The following is a 19,973-nucleotide window of genomic DNA, read 5'->3' as shown; positions in this document are numbered from 1 at the left end:
CAGAATATTATCGGTAGGCTGCGATGAGAATACTGTCTGGCGATGTGCGCCCCGCGGAAGCGGACGATGCGGAAAAGATTGCGACTGTTCACTGGCGCGCATGGCAACATACCTATGCCGGCGTCATTCCGCACCGCGCGTTGCAGGAGATGATCTCGGAACGCAATATGGCATGGTGGCGCAACGCCATCGCCAGTGAGGAGACGCTTCTGGTGCTCGCGGTTCAGGGAGAACCGGTCGGCTATGCCAGCGTCGGGCTCAACCGGGTGAAGACGCTGCCCCAGGAAGGCGAAATTTACGAAATCTACCTTCTGCCCGAATATCAGGGGCTGGGCTTCGGCCGGGAGCTGTTTGCCGAGGCGCGCGGGCTGTTGCAGTCACTGGGCTGCAAGGGCACGATCTGCTGGAGTATCGACACGCTCGATCAGGCGGCATTGTTCTTTTCCGGTCTTGGCGGCACACCGCTGGCCTTTGCCGAGACGCGCTATGGCGACCGGCAGATCGGCAAGATTGCCTACGTCTGGGATTGACGGCAGGTTACCTGCTTTTGTGCACCGCACAGATCTTCGCGCTTCGAAATTGGCAGAAGTCATTTCGCGTTATTGCTTTGTCGGGCCAAGTTGATTATCCAAGGCGCGATATTTTCCCTGTTTGGAGGCACGAATGCGTATTGAAGCGATTTCCATCGGCAATAACCCGCCGGACGATATCAACGTTATTGTTGAAGTGCCGATGGGCGGCCAGCCTATCAAGTACGAAATGGACAAGGACGCAGGCGTACTGGTCGTTGACCGTTTTCTCTATACGCCGATGATGTATCCCGGCAATTACGGCTTTGTGCCGCACACTCTGTCCGACGACGGCGACCCGATCGACGTTCTGATCTGTAACTTCCGTCCGCTGATGCCCGGCTGCGTGATCAATGTCCGCCCGATCGGCGTGATGATGATGGAAGACAACTCCGGCAAGGACGAAAAGATCATTGCCGTTCCCTCCCAGGAAGTCAGCGCCCGCTTCGACAAGGTGGAGAATTTCACCGACATTCCGGAAATTCAGCTGAAGCAGGTCGAGCACTTCTTCGAACACTACAAGGATCTGGAGCCCGGCAAGTGGGTCAAGATCTTCGGCTGGCACGATGTCAACGAATCCAAGAAGCTGATCGTCGAAGCCATCGAACGCGCCAAACAAAAGGGCTGAGCCCTTTGATAATATAACGGCCGATTGGTAGTCTTTCGGCCGTTATTGGCGTCGCAGTTCGCCTGCCGCACTGTCATGTCCGGGTTTGATCTCCCGGACATTTCTGTGTCGGGATCTCAGTAAAGACGCGGGATCACGCCCGTCAGGATCAGGCGCTGCAGGAAGAACACGATCAGCAGCACGATCACCGGCGAAATGTCGATGCCGCCGAGGTTCGGCAGGAAGTTGCGGATCGGGCGGTAGACCGGCTCGGTGACGGCGTAGAGCGCACGGCCGATCGAGTTGATGAACTCGCTGTGGGCGTTGATGATGTTGAACGCATAGAGCCAGGAGAATATGGCGCTGGCGATGATTACCCACTTATATATCTCAAGTGCGTAGAAAATCGTCTCGAATAGCGCGATCATGAATAACTCCTGTTTTTTCCTTGCAATCATTTAGACATTCAAATCTAAACGGGCAAGGGGGGGACGGTTTTCATTGGTTTTGATCGATCGAAGACCGGTGACGGCCCTGTTTCTCGTCTTTTCCGGAAAGCCTGAATACAGATGCTCAACTCAGAGACCGGCGCGCGTTTCGATGCCTTTCGCCACCGAGCCTATGCTCTCTATTTCTTTTCGCGTTTCCTTGGCACGTTTGCCGTCCAGATCGTTTCGGTCGCTGTCGGATGGCAGATGTACGACGAGACCGGAAACGCCTTCTATCTTGGCCTGATCGGGCTGTTTCAGTTCCTGCCGTCGCTGTTTCTCACACTGGTGACCGGCACGGTTGCCGATCGCTACAACCGCCGCATGATTGCGGCGATCTGCTTCGGCGTGGCGACGGCCTGCGCCGCGACATTGCTGACGATCACGGTCCTTGGCCTCTTTTCGCCCTGGCCGGTCTTTGCCCTGCTGGTGGTCTTTGGAACCGAGCGTGCCTTTTCCGGTCCCGCGCTGCAGTCACTTGCGCCGAACCTCGTGCCGGAAAAGGACCTGGCAAATGCGATCGCCTGGAATTCGTCGTCATGGCAGATCGCATCGATTGTCGGGCCGGTGGCCGGCGGTTTGCTCTATGGCGGCGGCGCAGCCCTTGCCTATTCGACCGCCCTTGTGTTTTTCGCCGGTGGCACGGTGCTGATGGTCATGGTGCCGAGGCCCGAAAGCCGCAGGCCGCATACCGCCGTATCTATGCAGAGCATCCTTGCCGGGTTTCGTTTCATCACCTTGGAAAAGGTCGTGCTCGGGGCCATTTCGCTCGATCTCTTCGTGGTCCTGCTTGGCGGTGCGGTGGCCCTGATGCCGGTTTTTGCGCGCGATATTCTGGAACTCGGCCCCTGGGGGCTTGGCCTGCTGCGTGCCGCACCGGGTGTCGGCGGGGTGCTTGTGGCGCTTGTGCTTGCCAGCGTGCCGATCCGCCACCATGCCGGCTATTACATGTTTGCCGGCGTTGCCGTGTTCGGCCTGTCGACGATTGTCTTCGGCCTTTCGGCGAGTCCGTGGATTTCGATTGCGGCCCTTGCGGTCATGGGCGGGGCGGACATGATTTCGGTTTATGTACGCGAAACCCTGATCGCGCTGTGGACCCCGGATGAGCTGCGTGGCCGCGTCAATGCCGTCAACATGGTGTTTGTCGGCGCCTCCAACGAGCTCGGCGAATTCCGTGCCGGTTCCATGGCCCATGTCATCGGTGCGGTGCCTGCCGTGCTCTTCGGTGGTGTCGGGTCGCTGGCCGTTGCCGGCATCTGGGCGATGAAGTTCACCAAGCTGAGGAAAATCGACAGTCTGGAAACGCCCGATCATCTTGTCGGTCGATAAGGCTGCCGTCAGGTTCAGCCGGCTTCCTCGAAGACGATGTCGAGGAAACCGTCGAGCCAGGCTTTCAGCGCGCGATCATGCAGCATGCGGCCTTCCAGATGCTGATTGCCGGGCTGGGCCTTGGGCAGCGTGAAACGGCTTGCGCCATGCACCACCCAGCGCTGCATCATCATCCGGGTCAGTTCGGCGTGGAATTGCACACCATAAGCCTTTTTGCCGTAGCGATAGGCCTGGTTGGGGTAGAGATCGCCGCGCGCCAGCAGTTCGGCCCCGTGCGGCAGCTCGAAGCCTTCGCGGTGAAACTGGTAGACCATGGACGGCCACTGTTTCATCAGCAGGCGGCCATTATTGGTGGCCTCGATCGGATACCAGCCGATTTCCACCGACTCGTCATGATTGGCATAGACCTTGGCGCCAAGGTGACGCGCCAGCATCTGCGCACCGAGACAGATGCCGAGAAACGGGCGGTTTTCCTTCAGCGGAATGTCAAGCCAGTCGATTTCGCGCCGGACATAGTCCTCATTGTCATTGGCGCTCATCGGGCCGCCGAACACTACGGCGCCGGAATGATCTACCAGTGTTTCGGGCAGCGGATCGCCGAGGGCAGGGCGGCGGATGTCGAGGGCAAAATGCTTCTGCATCAGGAGCTGGCCGACCCGGCCGGGCGTCGAGCGCTCCTGATGGAGAATGATCAGAACAGGTTTTCTTCTGTCGGTCATTGGGTGTTGATGTCTTTCTCGTCCGAAATCGATGCACGCTTCAAGGCATCCTGCCGTTCCAGCACGCGGTCACGGCCCGAAACGCCGATCAGCTCGGCAATGCGCCACACGACATTGTCTTCCATCTCGCTGCGGCTGCCATCGGCATAGGCGATGTCCCAGAGCAGGCCGATCAGCTTGATGCGCTGGTCTTCATCGAGATGCCGTTTCACATCGGAGGTGAAGCGGTAGAAGTCGACAGCCTCGCTGCCGGCTTCCTCACCAGCTGCAATCAGATCGTCCAGACCGGAACCACGCAGCCCGTACTGGTTTTCCATCAGCTCCCTGAGGCGTTTCTGTTCGCTTTCGCTGATCACGCCATCGGCTTCCATCACCTGATAGCAGAGCGCGACCACGGCAACGCGGGCATCATTCGGGCGGTCATTGCCGTCCTCGGCGTCGGTGGTGATGTCCTGCAGGAACCTGCTGATTTTTTCGAACATACGGGAAAATGCCTTGCTCTTGGATCGGAAAACATCATGGCGCGCGGCCGGTCATTCGCCAATAGGCGAATTACACCCGCACGGTCAAATTACAGTTATGATAATTGTTATGGCAGGTCTTCAGAAAAACCTGCGTTTTTTCGGTGGCGGTGCATCGTCGTCGTCACTGTCGGAAATGCCGGGGTCATCGGGTGTCCGGCCTCCGAAAGGCGAAAGGCCGGACTTTTCATCGGTGTCGTCATCCGTTTCGTCGGCTCCGCTTTCGGCCGGGCGCGGCGGGGCAATGTCGTCTTCCGCCGTCTGCGTGGTATCGGATGCGTCTTCCGTTCCGGAAACAACTGGAGACGTCTCGGTCTCTTGCGGTTCTGCCGGCTGCGGCTTTTCCTCGTCATCCTCAACGGCTTTTGCGTCGCGGTCCGTTTCTTCTGTGTCGGCGATATGCGCAGCTTCGGCAACGGCTGCAGGGGCTGCGGCTGCTGCGTCGATCACCGTCGGCCCGGCCGGCCTGTCACCGGTCGGCGCTTGCGGTTCATCGCCTGCGCTGGCCTCTGCTTTGGTCTCCGCGGCATCTTCGAAGATCGGCGCTGTGTCGTCGGTTGGCTTCTCCTCATCCGGCTTGACACCGCCGACGGGCGGCAGGCTTTTCAGCGCTTCATCCAGACGCGATGCCGATCCTTCCTCGACCGGGCCTTCGATGGCGCCGTAGGGCACCTTCCATTCGAAGGCGTCGAGCTTGCCGGTTGCCGGCGAATAGGGGCGCCAATATTCCGAAACGAGACCGTCGGCGACCCATGTCGGGTCGCGTTCGGCCCGCAGCGCCTGAGCCATCCAGTGGCGTATGCGCCCCTGATCGCCGGTTTCAGCTTCCTCGATATCGGCGAGCAGCAGGAAGGCGCTTTCGCGCGATTGCATGCGCGCTGCGGCTTCCGCCTTGGTCCGGGCCTTTTCAAATTCGCGGGCGTCCAGCGCCGCGCGGGCCACCACCATCAAAGAGATCGGGTTGTTGGGCTTCATCCCTTCAAGCTTTTCGGCCCGCTTCAGACGGTCGACGGCGGTGTCGCCACCGCGTGCCCGCACGTAAAGCGCGCCGGTCTGCGGATGCGGTTCCTTCTTCCACACCATCTCAATAACACCGGCGGATTTCCTGAGATTGCCCTGCGCAAGATAGGCCTTTGCGGCGATGATCGCGGCGGGGTGGAAATCGTCGCGCAGCTTGAGCGCCTGAAGCGCATCGGCGGCAGCGCCCTTCTGGTCGGTATCGAGCTTGCTTTCGGCGCGAGCCGTCAGCAGCACGGCCTTGAGGCGGGCGGATTCCTGCTTGTCGGTCACCTTGGCGGAGCGCTGCTGGTCGAGCAGGCGAATGGCATCGTCCCAGCGGCCCTGTCGGGTGCGGCTTTCAAGCGTGGCCTTCGCCGCCCATGCGAGATAGGGCGCCTTGTCGGCCGCGCGTTCGGCATATTGCTGTGCTGCTTCATCGGCGCCAACCCGTTTGGCTTCCAGATAAAGGCCGCGCAGGCCGAGTTCCTGGGTCTCGGGGTCGTCCGCCATGGTTTCAAACAGTTGCCGGGCCTTGTCGTGGTTGCCCTCGATCAGGGCCACTTGCGCGTCGAGGACATGGATCAGCGGTTCCTGATCGACACTGAGCAGGGCATGCGCACGGGTGCTCATCTTGCGGGCCATCACCAGATTGCCGGAACCGGCGGCAATCAGTCCGGTTGAAATCGCCTGATAGCCGCGATCGCGTTTGCGGGCGCGGAAATAGCGACGCACGCTGTTGGGCGAGGTCCACAGCGCACTGATCAGCCACCACACCACCATGACCACGAAAATCAGCGCGATCAGCAATGCAAGGGCTGTGGTCAGCGGGGTCTGGAACAATTGGCCCTGCCATGTCAGCGTCAGTTCCCCGGGGCGGTCGGCAAGCCATGCGAACCCGAGTGCGAAGGCGAGAACGGCGATCAGGAAAAACAGCAGTCCGATGAGCAGTCTGATCATATCGTACCCTCCTTAATTGGCCGGTGTGGACTGGGGGGCGGCAGCCGGTGCGCCGGCGGTGCTGCCGAGCGCGCTCGAAAGCGTTTCCGACACCAGTGCATCGGCCTTGATGCGGGCAGACAATGCGTTTTCGAAATCTGCCGAAACCGTTTTGGCGTCCTCCGGCAGGGTTTGCCATTCCTGCTCGGCCTGCTCGAGATTGCCCAGTTTCAGGTTATTTTCGATGCGCGCGACAATCGCCGGCGTGCTGTCGCCCTCGACATCGCCGACAGGACGGACATTGACGAGGCCCTTGGCGCTGTCGACCAGACGGTCGAAGATGCCGGTATCAGGCGGCGGCTGGTCGGCGGCTGCGATAATGCTGTTGGCAATTGACGAAAACTGCTCGGTGAGCGCCTCGCGCGTCGGCACGCCGCTTGCCGCAAGCGATTTGAGCGCGGAAAGGTCGGTGCCCTGCGGCGCCACCTGCGCATAGGTCGAAAGAGCCGTCTCGAAATTCTGCCCCCGGTCGATGGCCGATTTCAGACCGGCGGCCGCAATGGCGCGGGCCACGGCCAGATCCTTGCCGGGCGTGTTCACCTTCTGCTCGAGCGCTGTGAGCTTCTGCTGCATGGTCTGCCGGGCGGAACCGATATCGCTTTTCAGGGTTTCGTTTTCCTGGGCAAGCGATTGCAGGCGGTTTGCATCGGACTGCACGGTGGACTGAAGTTTTGCGACCTGCTGCTGAAGGGCGGCAACGCTGTCACTGCTGTCGCTGCCGGAAGACAGGCTTTCAACCTGGCTCTTGAGCGCCGAAAGGTCGGACTGAAAGCTGCTGACGGCATTCGACTGATCGCCGGATTTGAGCGCCGTGATCTCCTGGCGCAGGGACGCAAGCTCGTCCTCAAGCTCGTCGGAGGATGAGGAAAGCGGGCCCAGCAGGCCGGCGTAGGAAAGCGCTGCGGCGCCGGCAAGCGCAATGATGCCGCCGGCAACGCCTGCGGCCAGAAAAGCGCCAATGCCCGGGCCGCGTTTGCCCTGCGGCGTTTCGTCTGCCGGCGGGGGCGGTGGCGGGGCGGCATTGCCGTCGCCGGATGCCGTTTCGGGCTTGTCCTCACCCACTGCGGTTTCGTCTGTCTCTCCGTCCGTTCCGGCGGGCGTTTCTTCGGCACCATGTTCTTCATGGCGCTTGATCGCGGCTGCGACATCGGCCATCGCCGTCTTGACGGCGGCGTCATTCTCCTCCGGTGCAACAGGCGGCGTGCCGGCTTCGCGACCGGCCTCATCTGCTGGCGTCACGGCGTTTTCGTCGTGTTTTTCGTTCTTCGGGGGCTGTGACGGCGTGTCCGAAACCATGGGTACCTCTTTTGCGCTTGCTGCCGCTAGGTTAGAGGGCGCGCGCTGTTTAGAAAAGATCTTTGTGGCGTTGTTGTTCCCTGCCTATGCAAAAGCGGGGACAAAACCGTCAGTTCAAAAGGGCAAGCAGGCTGGTTTCATCCGGCGTTTCGGCAATCCGCACGACCGATGACATTGCCTCCGGAATGGCTGCGGCAACCGCCGCGCTCAGGCACAGGAATTGCGGATGAAGGCCGAATTCCGCCATCAATTCACAGCGGACAAGATCGAAAAAGCGGGATGCACCTGCCGTCGAGTAAAACAGAACCGCATCCGGCTTAGCCTTTTTCAGCAGTGTTTCGGCTTGTGCCGGGACATTGATGGCCGGTTGCATGACATAGACTGTCACCGTCTCGAAATCGACCTTGAGCCTCTCAAGCGCCTGCTCGAAAAACGGCGCCCGCGGACAGCCGGCAAGATAGAGAAGCGGCGCGTTCCGGTCGAAATCGGAGGCGGCGATGGTTTCGGCAAGACGTTCTCCGTTGCCACTGCCTTCTATAACACGGGTAAAGCCCGCCTTCCTTGCGGCCTCTGCCGTCTTCTTGCCGACGGCGAACAGCGGCCGGTCCTTCATCGACGTTGCGTCGCGTTCGGCAACGACATCATGAAGGGCTTCGGTGCTGGTGACCGCCAGTGCAGACCAATGACTCGATTCCATGCTGCTGCGCGCCGCGCCTTCGGCATGGACCGGCTGGAACAGCGGAAGCTGAAAAGCCTGGTGCCCCATGGCCTCGAGACGCGCGCAAGTGCGCGCTGCCTTTGCCTCGGGACGGGTCACCAGAACGCGCATCGTGTCATGTCCAGTCTTCGAAAAAGCCGGGGCCCGCGCGTTTCTTCAGCGTTTCTCCGGCCCAGCGACCGAGCTTTTCGGCCTCGGTCTGCATACCGTCGGTGACGATGTCGTGCGCGGTTTTGCCGTCCGGCGTCAGGATCATCCCGGAAAAGGAAATACGTTCGTTAAAACAGCGGGCGTAAGCGGCAATCGGCGTGCGGCAGGAGCCGTCGAGCGCGGCCAGAAACGCGCGCTCGCAGGAAACCGCCACGGCCGTATCCTCGTCATTGACCGGCGCCAGCAATGCGTCGATGCGGGCGTCGCCGCTGCGTTGTTCGATGCAGATGGCGCCCTGGGCGGGGGCGGGCAGAAAATCACGCACGCTTAAAACCTCGGTTGCCACGTCCTCCATGCCGAGGCGCTGAAGCCCGGCATTGGCGAGAAACGTGCCATCGACCGCGCCGTCTGCAAGTTTCTGCAATCGTGTCTGCACCGAACCGCGGAAAATCACCACTTCGATATCCGGCCGCAACCGGCGAATCAGCGCCTGTCGCCTCAGCGATGAAGAGCCGACGACGGCGCCTTGCGGCAGATCGGCGAGTTTTTTGACGTCCCGGCCGATAAAGGCATCGCGCGGGTCGGCGCGCGGCAGGAAGGTGGAGAGTTCGAGCCCGTCCGGCAGGGCCGTCGGCATGTCCTTTGACGAATGCACGGCGAAATCGAGTTCACCGGAGGTGAGCTGTTCTTCCAGCTCTTCGGTGAAAAGTCCCTTGCCGCCAATCGCCGACAGCGCCCTGTCGGTGATCCGGTCGCCCTTGGTGGAAAGCACCACGATCTCGAACATGTCTTGCGAAAGATCATGCGCGGCCATCAGCCGGTCGCGTGCTTCATGGGCCTGGGCCAGCGCCAGCGGGCTGCCACGCGTGCCGATCCTGTAAGGTTTCGTTTGCATCCTGCGTCCACCGTTGTTACCGGAGGTGTCGTAAACCGGATTGCGCGCCGCCGCAAATGTCGCCTGGGCCCATGAACAAGAAGACTGTCTTTCTCGGTATTGAATCGAGCTGTGATGAAACCGCCGCCGCCATTGTTGCGCGCGACGTCGATGGCCGTGGTGAAATCCTGGCCGATGTGGTGCTGAGCCAGCTGGAAGAACATGCAGCCTTTGGCGGCGTGGTGCCGGAAATCGCCGCGCGCGCCCATGTGGAGGCGATGGACCGGCTGATTGCCGAGGCGCTTGCGCGCTCCGGCGTCGCGCTGGAAGACCTTGACGGCATTGCCGCAACCGTCGGCCCCGGCCTTATCGGCGGGCTGATCGTCGGCGCGATGAGCGGCAAGGCGATTGCCTATGCAAGCGGAAAACCGTTTTACGGCGTCAATCATCTGGAAGGCCATGCGCTGACGGCGCGGCTGACCGATGGTGTTTCCTTTCCCTTTCTGATGCTGCTGGTCTCCGGCGGGCACACCCAGATCGTGCTGGTGCGCGGCGTCGGGCAGTATGAGCGCTGGGGCACGACCATCGACGATGCGCTGGGCGAGGCTTTCGACAAGACCGCAAAACTGCTCGGGCTGGGATATCCCGGTGGCCCGCAGGTGGAAGAGGCGGCAAAGACCGGTGACGCGAAGCGCATTCCGTTGCCGCGCCCGATGAAGGGCGAGACGCGGCTTGATTTTTCCTTCTCCGGCCTCAAGACGGCCGTCCGGCAGGCCGCGCAGGGGATGGCGCCGCTGGAGGATCAGGATGTCGCCGACCTGTGTGCGGCCTTTCAGCTCGCCGTTGCCGAGACCTTGCGGGATCGTGTCGGCCGTTCGCTCGCCCGGTTCAAGGCGGAAGGGCTTGCCGCAGATCAGCGCCCCGCGCTGGTTGTTGCCGGCGGCGTTGCTGCCAACAGCGCGATCCGGGCCATGCTGACATCATTATGTGACAGGCAGGGTTTTGCCTTCGTGGCGCCGCCTTTCAAATTATGCACGGACAATGCGGTGATGATCGCCTGGGCCGGGCTCGAACGTGAGGCTGCCGGTTTTCCCGCCGACGGGCTTGATGCCGCCGTGCGTTCGCGCTGGCCGCTTGATGCCAAGGCGAGCGCGCTGATCGGCAGCGGAAAGAAAGGTGCGAAAGCATGAGTGAACAGAAAAAGACCGTCGTGATCGGCTCGGGTGCCTTCGGGACCGCGCTTGCTGCCGTTTTTGCCCATGAAGGCGAGGATGCCGTGACACTGCTTGGCCGCAATGCCGGGCTGATCGAAACGATGCGCGAAACCCGCCGGCATGAGGCGGTTCTGTCGGGTGTCGAGCTGCCGGCGGCGCTGGATTTCACCATTGATCCCGATATTCTCGGTCAGGCCGATACCGTTGTGCTTGCCGTTCCTGCTCAGGCGCAGCGCGCTGCCGCACTTTACTACGCGCCCTATCTGAACCGCGAGGCTGTTATCGTTTCCGCCGCCAAGGGGATCGAGCGGGCGAGCGGCCGGCTGATCACCGATGTTTTGAACGAAACACTGCCGCATCATCATGCCGGCGCGCTTTCCGGCCCCGGGTTTGCCATCGACCTTGCCCGCGGAAAGCCGATTGCCATGGCGCTGGCCTTCCGCAGTCGTGAAATCGCCCGCGAAACCGCCGAAATTCTCTCGGGCCGCACCTTCCGCATCTATGCCTCCGGCGATCCGGTCGGTGTGCAGATCGGCGGCGCGCTCAAGAATGTGCTGGCGATTGCCTGCGGTATTGTCGAAGGTGCGGATTATGGTGAATCGGCACGGGCGGCGCTGATTTCGCGCGGGCTTGCCGAAATGTCGCGGCTGGCTGTTGCCATGGGCGGAGAGGCGGAAACGGTCCGGGGCCTTTCCGGGCTTGGCGATCTCGTCCTGACCGGCTCGTCGCGTCAGTCGCGCAATTTTCGCTATGGCGTGGCGCTGGCGGAGGGTAATTTCGACAGCGTCAATGCAGCGCTTGTCGAGGGCGTCTACAGTGCTTCCGTTGCCAGCGAACTTGCATCCGACCATGGCGTGCAGATGCCGATTTCGAGTGCTGTCGCCCGTGTGCTTGACGGCAAGCTCGATATCGCTCAGGCGCTTGACGAACTGATGACCCGGCCGATTACGACCGAGTGAGAACCAAGAAAGAGGAGAACCAGATGATTTTCGCTGTTTTGTGCAAGAACAAGCCCGACCATCTTCATGTGCGCATGGAAAACCGTCCGCTGCATCTCGAATGGGTCGACGGGCTGAACGAGAAGGGCACGCTGAAGATTGCCGGCCCGTTTCTCGACGCGCAGGAAAAGCCCTGCGGTTCCATGCTGCTGATCGAGGCGCAGGACCAGGCCTCGGCGGAAGCGATTGCCGCACAGGATCCCTATGGCAAGGCCGGCCTCTTCGAAAAGGTCGAGGTCAAGCCGTTCAAGTGGCTCTACAACAATCCGGGAGTCTGATGCCGATGGCCTACTGGCTTTTCAAATCCGAGCCGTTCAAATTCTCCTGGGAGATGCTGAAGGCAAAAGGCGAAGCCGGCGAGGAATGGGACGGCGTGCGCAATTATCAGGCCCGCAACAATATGCGGGCCATGAAGATCGGCGACAGGGGCTTCTTCTACCACTCCAATGAGGGGCTGGAAGTCGTCGGCATCTGCGAGGTTTGCGCACTCGCCCATCACGACAGCACCACCGACGACCCGCGCTGGGAATGCGTCGATATCCGCGCCGTGACCGAAATGCCCAAACCGGTGACGCTGAAGGATGTGAAAGCCAACCCAAAGCTCGCCGACATGTCGCTCGTCACCTCGATGCGGCTTTCCGTACAGCCGGTGAAGGAAGACGAATGGCTGGAAGTCTGCCGTATGGGCGGACTCGACAACCCGCCGATGTGAGTTTTTTATGCGGGGATTTGGGGATGCGGGCTTTTCATCCTCTCCACCTGCATCACCCTTCATCTATCTGCGTCTTCCTCGGGCTTGACCCGAGGATCCAGGCAAATTGCTCATGATTGGATGCTCGGGTCACGCCCGAGCATGACGCAAGTTGGGGGGCTGTGTGCTTCCAAGAGGGCGGTTTGCCGGCTGAGCTATTAACCCGGACACCAAAGGCCCGTCCAAGCGTACAATCAGGCCCATGACCACGCCGAAACAGCATTTCATTCTCGAAAACACCGATATCCTTGTCCCGCCGCATGTGCCGGAAGTCCGGCTTCGGCTGGCAAGCGAGGTGCATGATCTCTGGCTGAAGACGGAGGAGGAGCTTGAGGCAATCGGGCTGCCGCCGCCGTTCTGGGCCTTTGCCTGGGCCGGCGGGCAGGGGCTGGCGCGTTATGTGCTCGATCACCCCGAATGCGTGAAGGGGAAACGTGTCGTCGATTTTGCCACCGGCTCCGGCCTCGTTGCCATCGCGGCGGCGAAGGCTGGCGCTGCTTCCGTGCTGGCTGCCGATATCGACCACTGGTCCGGCGAAGCCGTCAGACTCAATGCCGCGCTCAACGATGTTTCCATCAAATATACCGGCGACAATCTGATGGGCACGATGCCTTCCTGTGACGTCTTGCTGGCGGGCGATGTATTCTATGACGCCGATTGGGCGGCGCGGCTGATACCGTGGTTGGAAACGCTGGTGAAAGCCGGGATCACGGTTCTGGTCGGCGATCCGGGGCGGGCCTATTGTCCGAAAGAGCGGCTGGTGAAGCTTTGCGACTATCAGGTGCCGGTCACACGCGTTCTGGAAGATTCGGATGTGAAGAAAACAACCGTGTGGCGATTCGCACCGTTAACCGATAACGCTCCCGAATTATAAATATGACAATTGCACTCATATTAAGTCGTTGAAATTTAACGAATCTCAAAGCCGGGTTCGGCGGGGCGTCCGAATATCCATGAATTTCAGCGGTTCAGGCCGCGATTTTGTCATAAACTGGTTTTTGTCAAACCGATTAAATTATTTTGCGCCCGCGAATGGGCTTGTCGCGGGCGTTTGTGGCGATTAAACCACAGGAGAGCATCGGCGCCGCCCAGCGTTGTCGGTAAGACTAGCAAGGGGTGGGACGCACACAGAATGCGCCTTTTGAAACACCCGCGAGGTTTTGATGGCCAACCCGACAAGCAACCGACCCATGTCGCCGCACCTTCAGGTCTACAAATTTATCCCGAATTACGTCATGTCCGGTGTGCACCGCATTACCGGCGCCGTGATGTATTTCGGCACGGTCCTTCTTGCAGCCTGGCTGATTGCCACCGCCATGGGCGAGGGTGCCTTTGACTGTGTCAACTGGTTCTTCGGGTCCTGGCTGGGGCTTTTCGTCCTGTTCGGATACACGTGGTCTCTGGTGCATCACATGCTCGGCGGCCTGCGTCATTTCGGCTGGGACCTGGGCTACGGGCTTGAAAAACACTTCGCCATCAAAGTTGCCACTGCGCTTCCGTTCGTATCGGTCTGTCTGACCGTGCTGATCTGGATTGTCGGGCTGGCGGTCTGAGGCAGGGAGACTTTCGATGAATATGCGTACACCGCTGAAAACCGTTCGCGGCCTTGGAGCCTCCCGCAAGGGGACCGAGCATTTCTGGATGCAGCGCCTGACGGCGCTTGCGCTCGTGCCGCTGGTTATCTTCTTCATTATTTTCCTGATCCGTTATGCCGGAGCGCCCTATGCCGAAGTGGCCGGCGCGCTTTCCAATCCGTTCGTGGCGGTTCTGATCGGTCTGATGGTTCTTGCTGGGCTGGTCCATGTCCATATCGGGATGCAGGAAATTATCTTCGACTACATTCAAAATGATCTCATCAAGTTCCTGACCTTGATGGCCAATACATGCTTCATGGTTCTGATCGGCGCGATCTGTCTGCTTGCCATCGTGAAGCTGGCATTTATGGGGTGATTGCAGATGGCAACGGAAACAAATAACGCCGCCAATGGCGGCAAGGCCTACAAATATGTCGACCATGCCTATGACGTGATTGTCGTCGGCGCGGGCGGCTCGGGCCTGCGCGCGACCCTCGGCATGGCCGAACAGGGCTTCAAGACGGCCTGCATTACCAAGGTCTTCCCGACGCGCTCGCACACGGTCGCAGCCCAGGGCGGCATCGCCGCTTCGCTGCAGAACATGACGCCCGACAGCTGGCAGTGGCATCTCTATGACACCGTCAAGGGCTCCGACTGGCTCGGCGATGTCGATGCCATGCAGTATATGGTGATGGAAGCGCCGAAGGCGGTTTACGAGCTGGAACATTACGGCGTTCCGTTCTCGCGAAACGAAGAAGGCAAGATCTATCAGCGCCCGTTCGGCGGCCATATGCAGAATTATGGCGACGGCCCGCCGGTGCAGCGCACCTGCGCTGCCGCCGACCGTACCGGCCACGCCATCCTGCACACGCTTTACGGCCAATCGCTGCGCCACAATGCCGAATTCTTCATCGAGTATTTCGCGCTCGACCTGATCATGAACGATGACGGCGTTTGCACCGGCGTTGTTGCCTGGAACCTCGACGACGGCACGATCCATCGCTTCTCCGCCAAGATGGTGGTGCTGGCGACCGGCGGTTACGGCCGCGCCTTCTTCTCCGCTACCTCCGCGCATACCTGCACGGGTGACGGAGCCGGCATGATCGCGCGCGCCGGCCTGCCGCTGCAGGACATGGAATTCGTGCAGTTCCATCCGACCGGCATTTACGGTGCGGGCTGCCTGATTACCGAAGGCGCACGCGGCGAGGGCGGGTATCTCACCAATTCCGAGGGCGAACGCTTCATGGAGCGTTATGCGCCGTCGGCCAAGGATCTGGCCTCGCGTGACGTGGTTTCGCGCTGCATGACGCTGGAAATCCGCGAAGGCCGCGGTGTTGGCAAGAACAAGGATCATATCTTCCTGCATCTTGACCATCTCGACCCGGCCATTCTCGCCGAGCGCCTTCCGGGCATTTCGGAAAGCGCGCGCATCTTCTCCGGCGTCGATGTCACCCGTGAGCCGATCCCGGTTTTGCCGACGGTTCACTACAATATGGGCGGCATCCCGACCAATTACTGGGGTGAGGTGCTGAACGCCGATGCCGAAAACCCCGAACGCGTCGCACCCGGCCTGATGGCTGTGGGCGAGGCCGGTTGCGCCTCGGTTCACGGTGCCAACCGTCTCGGCTCCAACTCGCTGATCGATCTTGTGGTCTTCGGCCGCGCCGCCGCCATCCGCGCAGCACAGGTCATCGACCGCGAAGCGCCCATTCCGGCGCTCAACACGGCGGCCTGCGATAAGATCATGGAGCGTTTCGACACCATCCGCCACGCCAGCGGCTCGCAGCCGACGGCTGTGCTGCGCGACAAGATGCAGCGCGCCATGCAGGAAGATGCGGCCGTGTTCCGCACGCAGGAATCGCTCGAACAGGGTTGCGATCGCATCAGCGCAATCTGGGGCGAACTTCCGGACGTCAAGGTCACCGACCGTTCGATGATCTGGAACTCCGATCTCGTCGAAACGCTGGAGCTTTACAACCTGATGGCCTGCGCAATCACCACGGTCTACGGCGCGGAAGCGCGCAAGGAAAGCCGCGGCGCCCATGCGCGTGAGGACTATGCCGAGGGGCCGCTTTCCGGTCGCGACGACGAGAACTGGCGCAAGCACACGCTCTCCTGGGTCAGCGAGGCCGGCGAGGTGAAACTCGACTACCGCCCGGTTCATCAGGACCTGATTGCCGAGGGCATCGACATCAAGAAGATCGCGCCGAAAGCCCGCGTGTACTGATCGAGAGGAAAAGGAAATGGCTGATTTAGTTCTTCCAAAGAACTCGAGGATCAAGAAGGGCAAGACCTGGCCGAAACCGGACGGGGCATCCAATCTGCGCGAGTTTAAGATTTATCGCTGGAACCCGGATGACGGCGAAAATCCGAGCATCGATACCTATTATATCGATCTCGACGATTGCGGGCCGATGGTTCTCGATGCACTGCTGTACATCAAGAACAATATCGACCCGACGCTGACGCTGCGCCGCTCCTGTCGCGAGGGCATCTGCGGTTCCTGCGCGATGAATATCGACGGCACCAATACGCTCGCCTGCACCAAGGGCATGGACGAGATCAAGGGTGCGGTGAAGATCTATCCGCTGCCGCACATGCCGGTGGTCAAGGATCTGGTTCCGGATCTCAACGTCTTCTATGCGCAGCACCGCTCCATCGAGCCCTGGCTGAAGACGGTTTCGCCGCCGCCGGCCAAGGAATGGAAGCAGAGCCATGAGGACCGGACCAAGCTGGACGGGCTTTACGAGTGCATCCTGTGCGCCTGCTGCTCGACCTCCTGTCCCTCCTACTGGTGGAACGGCGAGCGCTATCTCGGCCCGGCCGTGCTGCTGCAGGCCTATCGCTGGCTGATGGACAGCCGCGACGAAGCCACCGGCGAGCGGCTCGACAATCTGGAAGATCCCTTCCGGCTTTATCGCTGCCACACGATCATGAACTGCACCCAGGCCTGTCCGAAGGGGCTGAACCCGGCCAAGGCAATCGCCGGCATCAAGAAGATGATGGTCGAACGTGCGGTCTGATAACCGTTTTGGTCTGCGGGAAACAGCCACGGAAGCGGGTCTTTTCGTCCCGGCCTCTTGCGGCCTTGCGAAAACGCACGATATGATCGCTGTCAATCGTAAATGGCCGAGGACGAACGGGAGTTTCGAATAGATGGTTCAAAAGGTTCTGATCGCAACAGCGGTTGCCTCGGTTCTGGCGCTCAGCGCCTGCCAGCGGACGAGTTATTATCAAAATCAGCCCGCACCGCAGCCGCAGCCCTTGACGCCGGCGCCCGCCGGGCAGGTGCAAAGTGGCAATCTGCCGCCGCCGGGTGGCCAGCAGGGCACCTATAATTCCGGGACCTATCAGTCCGGGCAGGCGCCGGCCAATACCGCGAATTCCGGTAATACCGGCCAGTTCCCGGCAGCGCCCGGCGCACCGACAGGCGGTGGCGGCATGGGCAATGTCGCCGCGCCGGCCGGCGCGATGCCTCTGTCCAATTCCGCGCTGGTTGGCAGCTGGAAGGTCAATGAAGGCGGTGTCCAGTGCGACATGTTCCTGACGCTCACCAATCTCGGTGACGGTCTTCGCGGCGGCACCCGCGGCTGCACCGGCGGTCTTTCCCAGATGAAGTCCTGGGGCATCAACGGCGATCAGGTCGTGCTGAATGATGCCAATGGCTACGCGATCGCCCGGCTTTACAAGACAGCCGACAATCGCATTGAAGGCCAGGGCAGTGCCGGCCAGCAGGTCGTCCTCAGCCGCTAAATCCGAAAATCTTCAAGGGCTCGTCTAGGACGGGCCCTTTCCCGTTTCTGATTCCTCGGATAAAGCCGTGTCAGGCTTTCAGCCGCGATTTCCCGCGGCATATCCCTATTTTATCCGGAAATATTTCATGGCCGCGACGTCCGTTACCCAACGTCTTGAGACGATGACCGATGAAGGCACACTCAAGGCTGATCCCGCGCAATTTGCCGTCGCAGGTGCGCTTGACCGTGTTCTGGAGGCGCTGGCCGATGTGAAGCCGGCCGGAAAGGGCAGCGGCAAACTGTCACGGCTGTTCGGGCGTTCGCGCCGTTCCGACGGGCCGCTGGCGGAGGGGCTCTATATCTACGGCAGTGTCGGTCGCGGCAAGACCATGCTGATGGACATGTTCTTCGAGGCCGCGCCGATTGCCGACAAGCGCCGCGCCCATTTTCATGCCTTCATGGCTGATGTTCAGGAACGGATAAGCCAGCACCGGCGCAGACTGAAGGCCGGTGAGGTGAAGGAGGCCGACCCGATCGGGCCGGTTGCCGAGCAGATCATCGGCGAAAACCGGCTGCTGTGCTTTGATGAGTTCACGGTCACGGACATCGCCGATGCGATGATCCTGTCGCGCCTGTTTTCCGCTCTGTTCGAACGCGGCTGCGTCTTGGTGGCGACCTCGAATGTGGCGCCGGACGATCTTTACAAGGATGGGCTCAATCGTGGCCTGTTCCTGCCGTTTATCAAGACGCTGAAGGAAAATGTCACGGTAACGACACTCGATTCCGATACCGATTATCGCATGGAAAAGTTCGAGGGGCGGCCGGTCTACCTCACGCCGCTCAACGCGGAAACGCGGCAGAAAATGGATGAGACCTGGAAGGTGGCGACGGGCGGTGCAGCAGGCAAACCGGAAGAAATCGAGCTGCGCGGACGCAAGCTGCATGTGCCGCAGGCAAGCGGCAGCTTTGCGCGGTTTACCTTTGACGATCTGTGCAAGAAGCCGCTGGGCGCTGCCGACTACATGGCCATCACGGACCGGTTCAGCACCGTGTTCATTGATGAGGTGCCGGTGCTAGCGGCGGGGCAACGCAATGAAATCAAACGCTTTATCATTCTCGTCGATACGCTCTACGACCGGACGATCCGCACGGTGATTTCCGCAGAAACCCTGCCGGAGGAACTTCTGGTTGAGCGGCAGGGGCGAGAGGGGTTTGAATTCGAGCGCACGGCTTCACGACTTTTTGAAATGCGCAGTACCGATTACCTGGCCGCCCACAGGGAGAAATGGGCAAAATAAGGGCAGGCTTTCGGTATTATTTGACGTATACGTAAAGTAATTCGTATCTAACCGATTGAAAATATTGAGGGTGGAAAAACCGGTTGAAAATTGGCGCGTTTGCCGATATCCCAACATCGTCATGGGCACGGTTTTGACCATCGTCCAGAAATGAGTTTTCAGAGGATACATTCATGGCGCGCAATAAAATCGCATTGATCGGTTCAGGCATGATCGGGGGGACGCTCGCGCATCTGGCGGGTTTGAAGGAGCTGGGCGATGTCGTTCTGTTCGATATCGCGGACGGTCTGCCGCAGGGCAAGGCGCTGGACATCGCGGAATCGTCGCCGGTCGATGGTTTTGATGCAAAGCTTTCGGGCGCTTCCGACTATTCGGCTATCGAAGGTGCGGATGTCTGCATCGTCACCGCCGGTGTCCCGCGCAAGCCGGGCATGAGCCGTGATGATCTTCTCGGCATCAATCTCAAGGTCATGGAAGCTGTTGGCGAGGGCATCAAGAAATATGCCCCGAACGCCTTCGTGATCTGCATCACCAACCCGCTCGACGCCATGGTATGGGCGCTGCAGAAGTTCTCCGGCCTGCCTGCTGAAAAGGTTGTCGGCATGGCCGGCGTGCTCGACTCGGCCCGTTTCCGCTACTTCCTCGCCGAGGAATTCAACGTTTCCGTCGAAGATGTCACCGCCTTCGTTCTGGGCGGCCACGGCGACACCATGGTGCCGGTCGCGCAGTATTCGACCGTTGCCGGCATTCCGCTGCCCGATCTGGTCAAGATGGGCTGGACCACCCAGGAAAAGCTCGACGCCATCATCGATCGCACCCGCAAGGGCGGCGGCGAGATCGTTGCGCTTCTGAAGAACGGCTCGGCCTATTACGCCCCGGCAGCCTCCGCCATTGCCATGGCCGAAAGCTACCTGAAGGACAAGAAGCGCGTTCTGCCGGCTGCTGCGCTGCTGACCGGCCAGTATGGTGTTGACGGCATGTATGTCGGCGTGCCGATCGTCATCGGTGAAGGCGGCGTTGAACGCGTTGTCGAGATTGACCTCAAGGGCGAAGACAAGGCCGGCTTCGAAAAGTCGGTGGACGCCGTCAAGGGTCTTTGCGACGCCTGCAAGGACATCGCCCCCGCTCTGAAATAAGC

At 60.6% G+C, this 19,973-nt stretch carries 22 protein-coding genes; 15 read left to right on the top strand and 7 right to left on the bottom strand.

Going from position 1 to position 19,973, the window contains the following annotated elements; translation table 11 throughout:
* Positions 1–23 precede the first annotated feature (23 nt).
* Both ABID12_RS15860 and ppa read left to right on the top strand, forming a co-directional pair.
* On the top strand, positions 24–530 hold the full coding sequence (locus ABID12_RS15860) for a GNAT family N-acetyltransferase (RefSeq protein WP_319519088.1): 507 nt from the start codon (positions 24–26) through the stop codon (positions 528–530).
* 133 nt (positions 531–663) lie between these two features.
* The gene (gene ppa, locus ABID12_RS15855; RefSeq protein ID WP_106302523.1) at positions 664–1,197 is read left to right on the top strand and encodes an inorganic diphosphatase; all 534 of its coding nucleotides are present in this window, start codon (positions 664–666) and stop codon (positions 1,195–1,197) included.
* Positions 1,198–1,313: 116 nt separating this feature from the next.
* On the opposite strand, the gene ABID12_RS15850 is transcribed toward ppa, so the two are convergent.
* Complete coding sequence (locus ABID12_RS15850; protein WP_181190667.1) at positions 1,314–1,604, bottom strand: YggT family protein; 291 nt, start codon at positions 1,602–1,604, stop codon at positions 1,314–1,316.
* A gap of 141 nt (positions 1,605–1,745) precedes the next feature.
* Here ABID12_RS15850 and ABID12_RS15845 point away from each other — a divergent pair, with 141 nt between their 5' ends.
* Entirely contained in the window at positions 1,746–2,993 is a 1,248-nt protein-coding gene (locus ABID12_RS15845; RefSeq protein ID WP_354435059.1) for an MFS transporter, read from the top strand.
* A gap of 14 nt (positions 2,994–3,007) precedes the next feature.
* Here ABID12_RS15845 and ABID12_RS15840 read toward each other — a convergent pair whose 3' ends face one another.
* The 6 genes from ABID12_RS15840 to hemC form a co-directional block, all read right to left on the bottom strand.
* Positions 3,008–3,712, bottom strand: a complete 705-nt coding sequence (locus tag ABID12_RS15840) for a glutamine amidotransferase (protein WP_354435058.1) — start codon at positions 3,710–3,712, stop codon at positions 3,008–3,010.
* Entirely contained in the window at positions 3,709–4,194 is a 486-nt protein-coding gene (locus ABID12_RS15835; RefSeq protein WP_106302511.1) for a tellurite resistance TerB family protein, read from the bottom strand. Before ABID12_RS15835 ends, ABID12_RS15840 begins: the two co-directional genes overlap by 4 nt.
* Before the next feature lie 120 nt (positions 4,195–4,314).
* Positions 4,315–6,180, bottom strand: a complete 1,866-nt coding sequence (locus ABID12_RS15830) for a heme biosynthesis protein HemY (RefSeq protein ID WP_354435137.1) — start codon at positions 6,178–6,180, stop codon at positions 4,315–4,317.
* Positions 6,181–6,201: 21 nt separating this feature from the next.
* Positions 6,202–7,524 carry a COG4223 family protein gene (locus ABID12_RS15825; protein WP_354435057.1) on the bottom strand — a complete coding sequence of 441 codons (1,323 nt, stop codon included), beginning with the start codon at positions 7,522–7,524 and terminating at the stop codon, positions 6,202–6,204.
* Positions 7,525–7,633: 109 nt separating this feature from the next.
* The gene (locus ABID12_RS15820; RefSeq protein WP_354435056.1) at positions 7,634–8,353 is read right to left on the bottom strand and encodes a uroporphyrinogen-III synthase; all 720 of its coding nucleotides are present in this window, start codon (positions 8,351–8,353) and stop codon (positions 7,634–7,636) included.
* Positions 8,354–8,357: 4 nt separating this feature from the next.
* Positions 8,358–9,287 (bottom strand): hydroxymethylbilane synthase, encoded by a 930-nt coding sequence (hemC, locus tag ABID12_RS15815; RefSeq protein ID WP_354435055.1) that lies wholly within the window; start codon positions 9,285–9,287, stop codon positions 8,358–8,360.
* 71 nt (positions 9,288–9,358) lie between these two features.
* Here hemC and tsaD point away from each other — a divergent pair, with 71 nt between their 5' ends.
* From tsaD to mdh, 12 genes are all read left to right on the top strand, one after another.
* Positions 9,359–10,456, top strand: a complete 1,098-nt coding sequence (gene tsaD / locus ABID12_RS15810) for a tRNA (adenosine(37)-N6)-threonylcarbamoyltransferase complex transferase subunit TsaD (protein WP_354435054.1) — start codon at positions 9,359–9,361, stop codon at positions 10,454–10,456.
* The gene (locus tag ABID12_RS15805) at positions 10,453–11,439 is read left to right on the top strand and encodes an NAD(P)H-dependent glycerol-3-phosphate dehydrogenase (protein ID WP_354435053.1); all 987 of its coding nucleotides are present in this window, start codon (positions 10,453–10,455) and stop codon (positions 11,437–11,439) included. The genes tsaD and ABID12_RS15805 overlap by 4 nt, the downstream gene beginning before the upstream one ends.
* 23 nt (positions 11,440–11,462) lie before the next feature.
* Positions 11,463–11,756: a YciI family protein gene (locus ABID12_RS15800; protein WP_354435052.1), complete on the top strand. Its 294-nt coding sequence runs from the start codon at positions 11,463–11,465 to the stop codon at positions 11,754–11,756.
* Between the two features lie 5 nt (positions 11,757–11,761).
* Positions 11,762–12,190 (top strand): EVE domain-containing protein, encoded by a 429-nt coding sequence (locus tag ABID12_RS15795; protein ID WP_354435051.1) that lies wholly within the window; start codon positions 11,762–11,764, stop codon positions 12,188–12,190.
* 241 nt (positions 12,191–12,431) lie between these two features.
* Positions 12,432–13,103, top strand: coding sequence for a class I SAM-dependent methyltransferase (locus ABID12_RS15790; protein ID WP_354435050.1), 672 nt, complete (start codon positions 12,432–12,434; stop codon positions 13,101–13,103).
* 289 nt (positions 13,104–13,392) lie between these two features.
* Positions 13,393–13,782 (top strand): succinate dehydrogenase, cytochrome b556 subunit, encoded by a 390-nt coding sequence (gene sdhC / locus ABID12_RS15785; RefSeq protein ID WP_354435049.1) that lies wholly within the window; start codon positions 13,393–13,395, stop codon positions 13,780–13,782.
* A 16-nt stretch (positions 13,783–13,798) separates the two neighbouring features.
* On the top strand, positions 13,799–14,179 hold the full coding sequence (gene sdhD / locus ABID12_RS15780) for a succinate dehydrogenase, hydrophobic membrane anchor protein (protein ID WP_106302482.1): 381 nt from the start codon (positions 13,799–13,801) through the stop codon (positions 14,177–14,179).
* Between the two features lie 6 nt (positions 14,180–14,185).
* Entirely contained in the window at positions 14,186–16,030 is a 1,845-nt protein-coding gene (gene sdhA, locus ABID12_RS15775) for a succinate dehydrogenase flavoprotein subunit (protein ID WP_354435048.1), read from the top strand.
* Positions 16,031–16,046: 16 nt separating this feature from the next.
* Positions 16,047–16,826 (top strand): succinate dehydrogenase iron-sulfur subunit, encoded by a 780-nt coding sequence (locus ABID12_RS15770; protein WP_354435047.1) that lies wholly within the window; start codon positions 16,047–16,049, stop codon positions 16,824–16,826.
* Positions 16,827–16,959: 133 nt separating this feature from the next.
* Entirely contained in the window at positions 16,960–17,556 is a 597-nt protein-coding gene (locus ABID12_RS15765) for a protease inhibitor Inh/omp19 family protein (protein ID WP_354435046.1), read from the top strand.
* A 127-nt stretch (positions 17,557–17,683) separates the two neighbouring features.
* Positions 17,684–18,835, top strand: a complete 1,152-nt coding sequence (gene zapE / locus ABID12_RS15760) for a cell division protein ZapE (RefSeq protein WP_354435045.1) — start codon at positions 17,684–17,686, stop codon at positions 18,833–18,835.
* A 173-nt stretch (positions 18,836–19,008) separates the two neighbouring features.
* Positions 19,009–19,971 (top strand): malate dehydrogenase, encoded by a 963-nt coding sequence (gene mdh / locus ABID12_RS15755; protein WP_354435044.1) that lies wholly within the window; start codon positions 19,009–19,011, stop codon positions 19,969–19,971.
* Positions 19,972–19,973 lie beyond the last annotated feature (2 nt).

The sequence above is a fragment of the Martelella mangrovi genome, assembly GCF_040545495.1.
Lineage (GTDB): Bacteria > Pseudomonadota > Alphaproteobacteria > Rhizobiales > Rhizobiaceae > Martelella > Martelella mangrovi.
Note: the sequence above shows the minus strand (reverse complement) of the source record. Positions and strands in the feature narration are given on the sequence as shown.

Bases quoted from the DNA above. Each gene is read 5' to 3' on its own strand.
- ABID12_RS15860 (WP_319519088.1), top strand. From the start codon at position 24: ATGAGAATACTGTCTGGCGATGTGCGCCCCGCGGAAGCGGACGATGCG.
- ppa (WP_106302523.1), top strand. From the start codon at position 664: ATGCGTATTGAAGCGATTTCCATCGGCAATAACCCGCCGGACGATATC.
- ABID12_RS15850 (WP_181190667.1), bottom strand. From the start codon at position 1,604: ATGATCGCGCTATTCGAGACGATTTTCTACGCACTTGAGATATATAAG.
- ABID12_RS15845 (WP_354435059.1), top strand. From the start codon at position 1,746: ATGCTCAACTCAGAGACCGGCGCGCGTTTCGATGCCTTTCGCCACCGA.
- ABID12_RS15840 (WP_354435058.1), bottom strand. From the start codon at position 3,712: ATGACCGACAGAAGAAAACCTGTTCTGATCATTCTCCATCAGGAGCGC.
- ABID12_RS15835 (WP_106302511.1), bottom strand. From the start codon at position 4,194: ATGTTCGAAAAAATCAGCAGGTTCCTGCAGGACATCACCACCGACGCC.
- ABID12_RS15825 (WP_354435057.1), bottom strand. From the start codon at position 7,524: ATGGTTTCGGACACGCCGTCACAGCCCCCGAAGAACGAAAAACACGAC.
- ABID12_RS15820 (WP_354435056.1), bottom strand. From the start codon at position 8,353: ATGCGCGTTCTGGTGACCCGTCCCGAGGCAAAGGCAGCGCGCACTTGC.
- hemC (WP_354435055.1), bottom strand. From the start codon at position 9,287: ATGCAAACGAAACCTTACAGGATCGGCACGCGTGGCAGCCCGCTGGCG.
- tsaD (WP_354435054.1), top strand. From the start codon at position 9,359: ATGAACAAGAAGACTGTCTTTCTCGGTATTGAATCGAGCTGTGATGAA.
- ABID12_RS15805 (WP_354435053.1), top strand. From the start codon at position 10,453: ATGAGTGAACAGAAAAAGACCGTCGTGATCGGCTCGGGTGCCTTCGGG.
- ABID12_RS15800 (WP_354435052.1), top strand. From the start codon at position 11,463: ATGATTTTCGCTGTTTTGTGCAAGAACAAGCCCGACCATCTTCATGTG.
- ABID12_RS15795 (WP_354435051.1), top strand. From the start codon at position 11,762: ATGGCCTACTGGCTTTTCAAATCCGAGCCGTTCAAATTCTCCTGGGAG.
- ABID12_RS15790 (WP_354435050.1), top strand. From the start codon at position 12,432: ATGACCACGCCGAAACAGCATTTCATTCTCGAAAACACCGATATCCTT.
- sdhC (WP_354435049.1), top strand. From the start codon at position 13,393: ATGGCCAACCCGACAAGCAACCGACCCATGTCGCCGCACCTTCAGGTC.
- sdhD (WP_106302482.1), top strand. From the start codon at position 13,799: ATGAATATGCGTACACCGCTGAAAACCGTTCGCGGCCTTGGAGCCTCC.
- sdhA (WP_354435048.1), top strand. From the start codon at position 14,186: ATGGCAACGGAAACAAATAACGCCGCCAATGGCGGCAAGGCCTACAAA.
- ABID12_RS15770 (WP_354435047.1), top strand. From the start codon at position 16,047: ATGGCTGATTTAGTTCTTCCAAAGAACTCGAGGATCAAGAAGGGCAAG.
- ABID12_RS15765 (WP_354435046.1), top strand. From the start codon at position 16,960: ATGGTTCAAAAGGTTCTGATCGCAACAGCGGTTGCCTCGGTTCTGGCG.
- zapE (WP_354435045.1), top strand. From the start codon at position 17,684: ATGGCCGCGACGTCCGTTACCCAACGTCTTGAGACGATGACCGATGAA.
- mdh (WP_354435044.1), top strand. From the start codon at position 19,009: ATGGCGCGCAATAAAATCGCATTGATCGGTTCAGGCATGATCGGGGGG.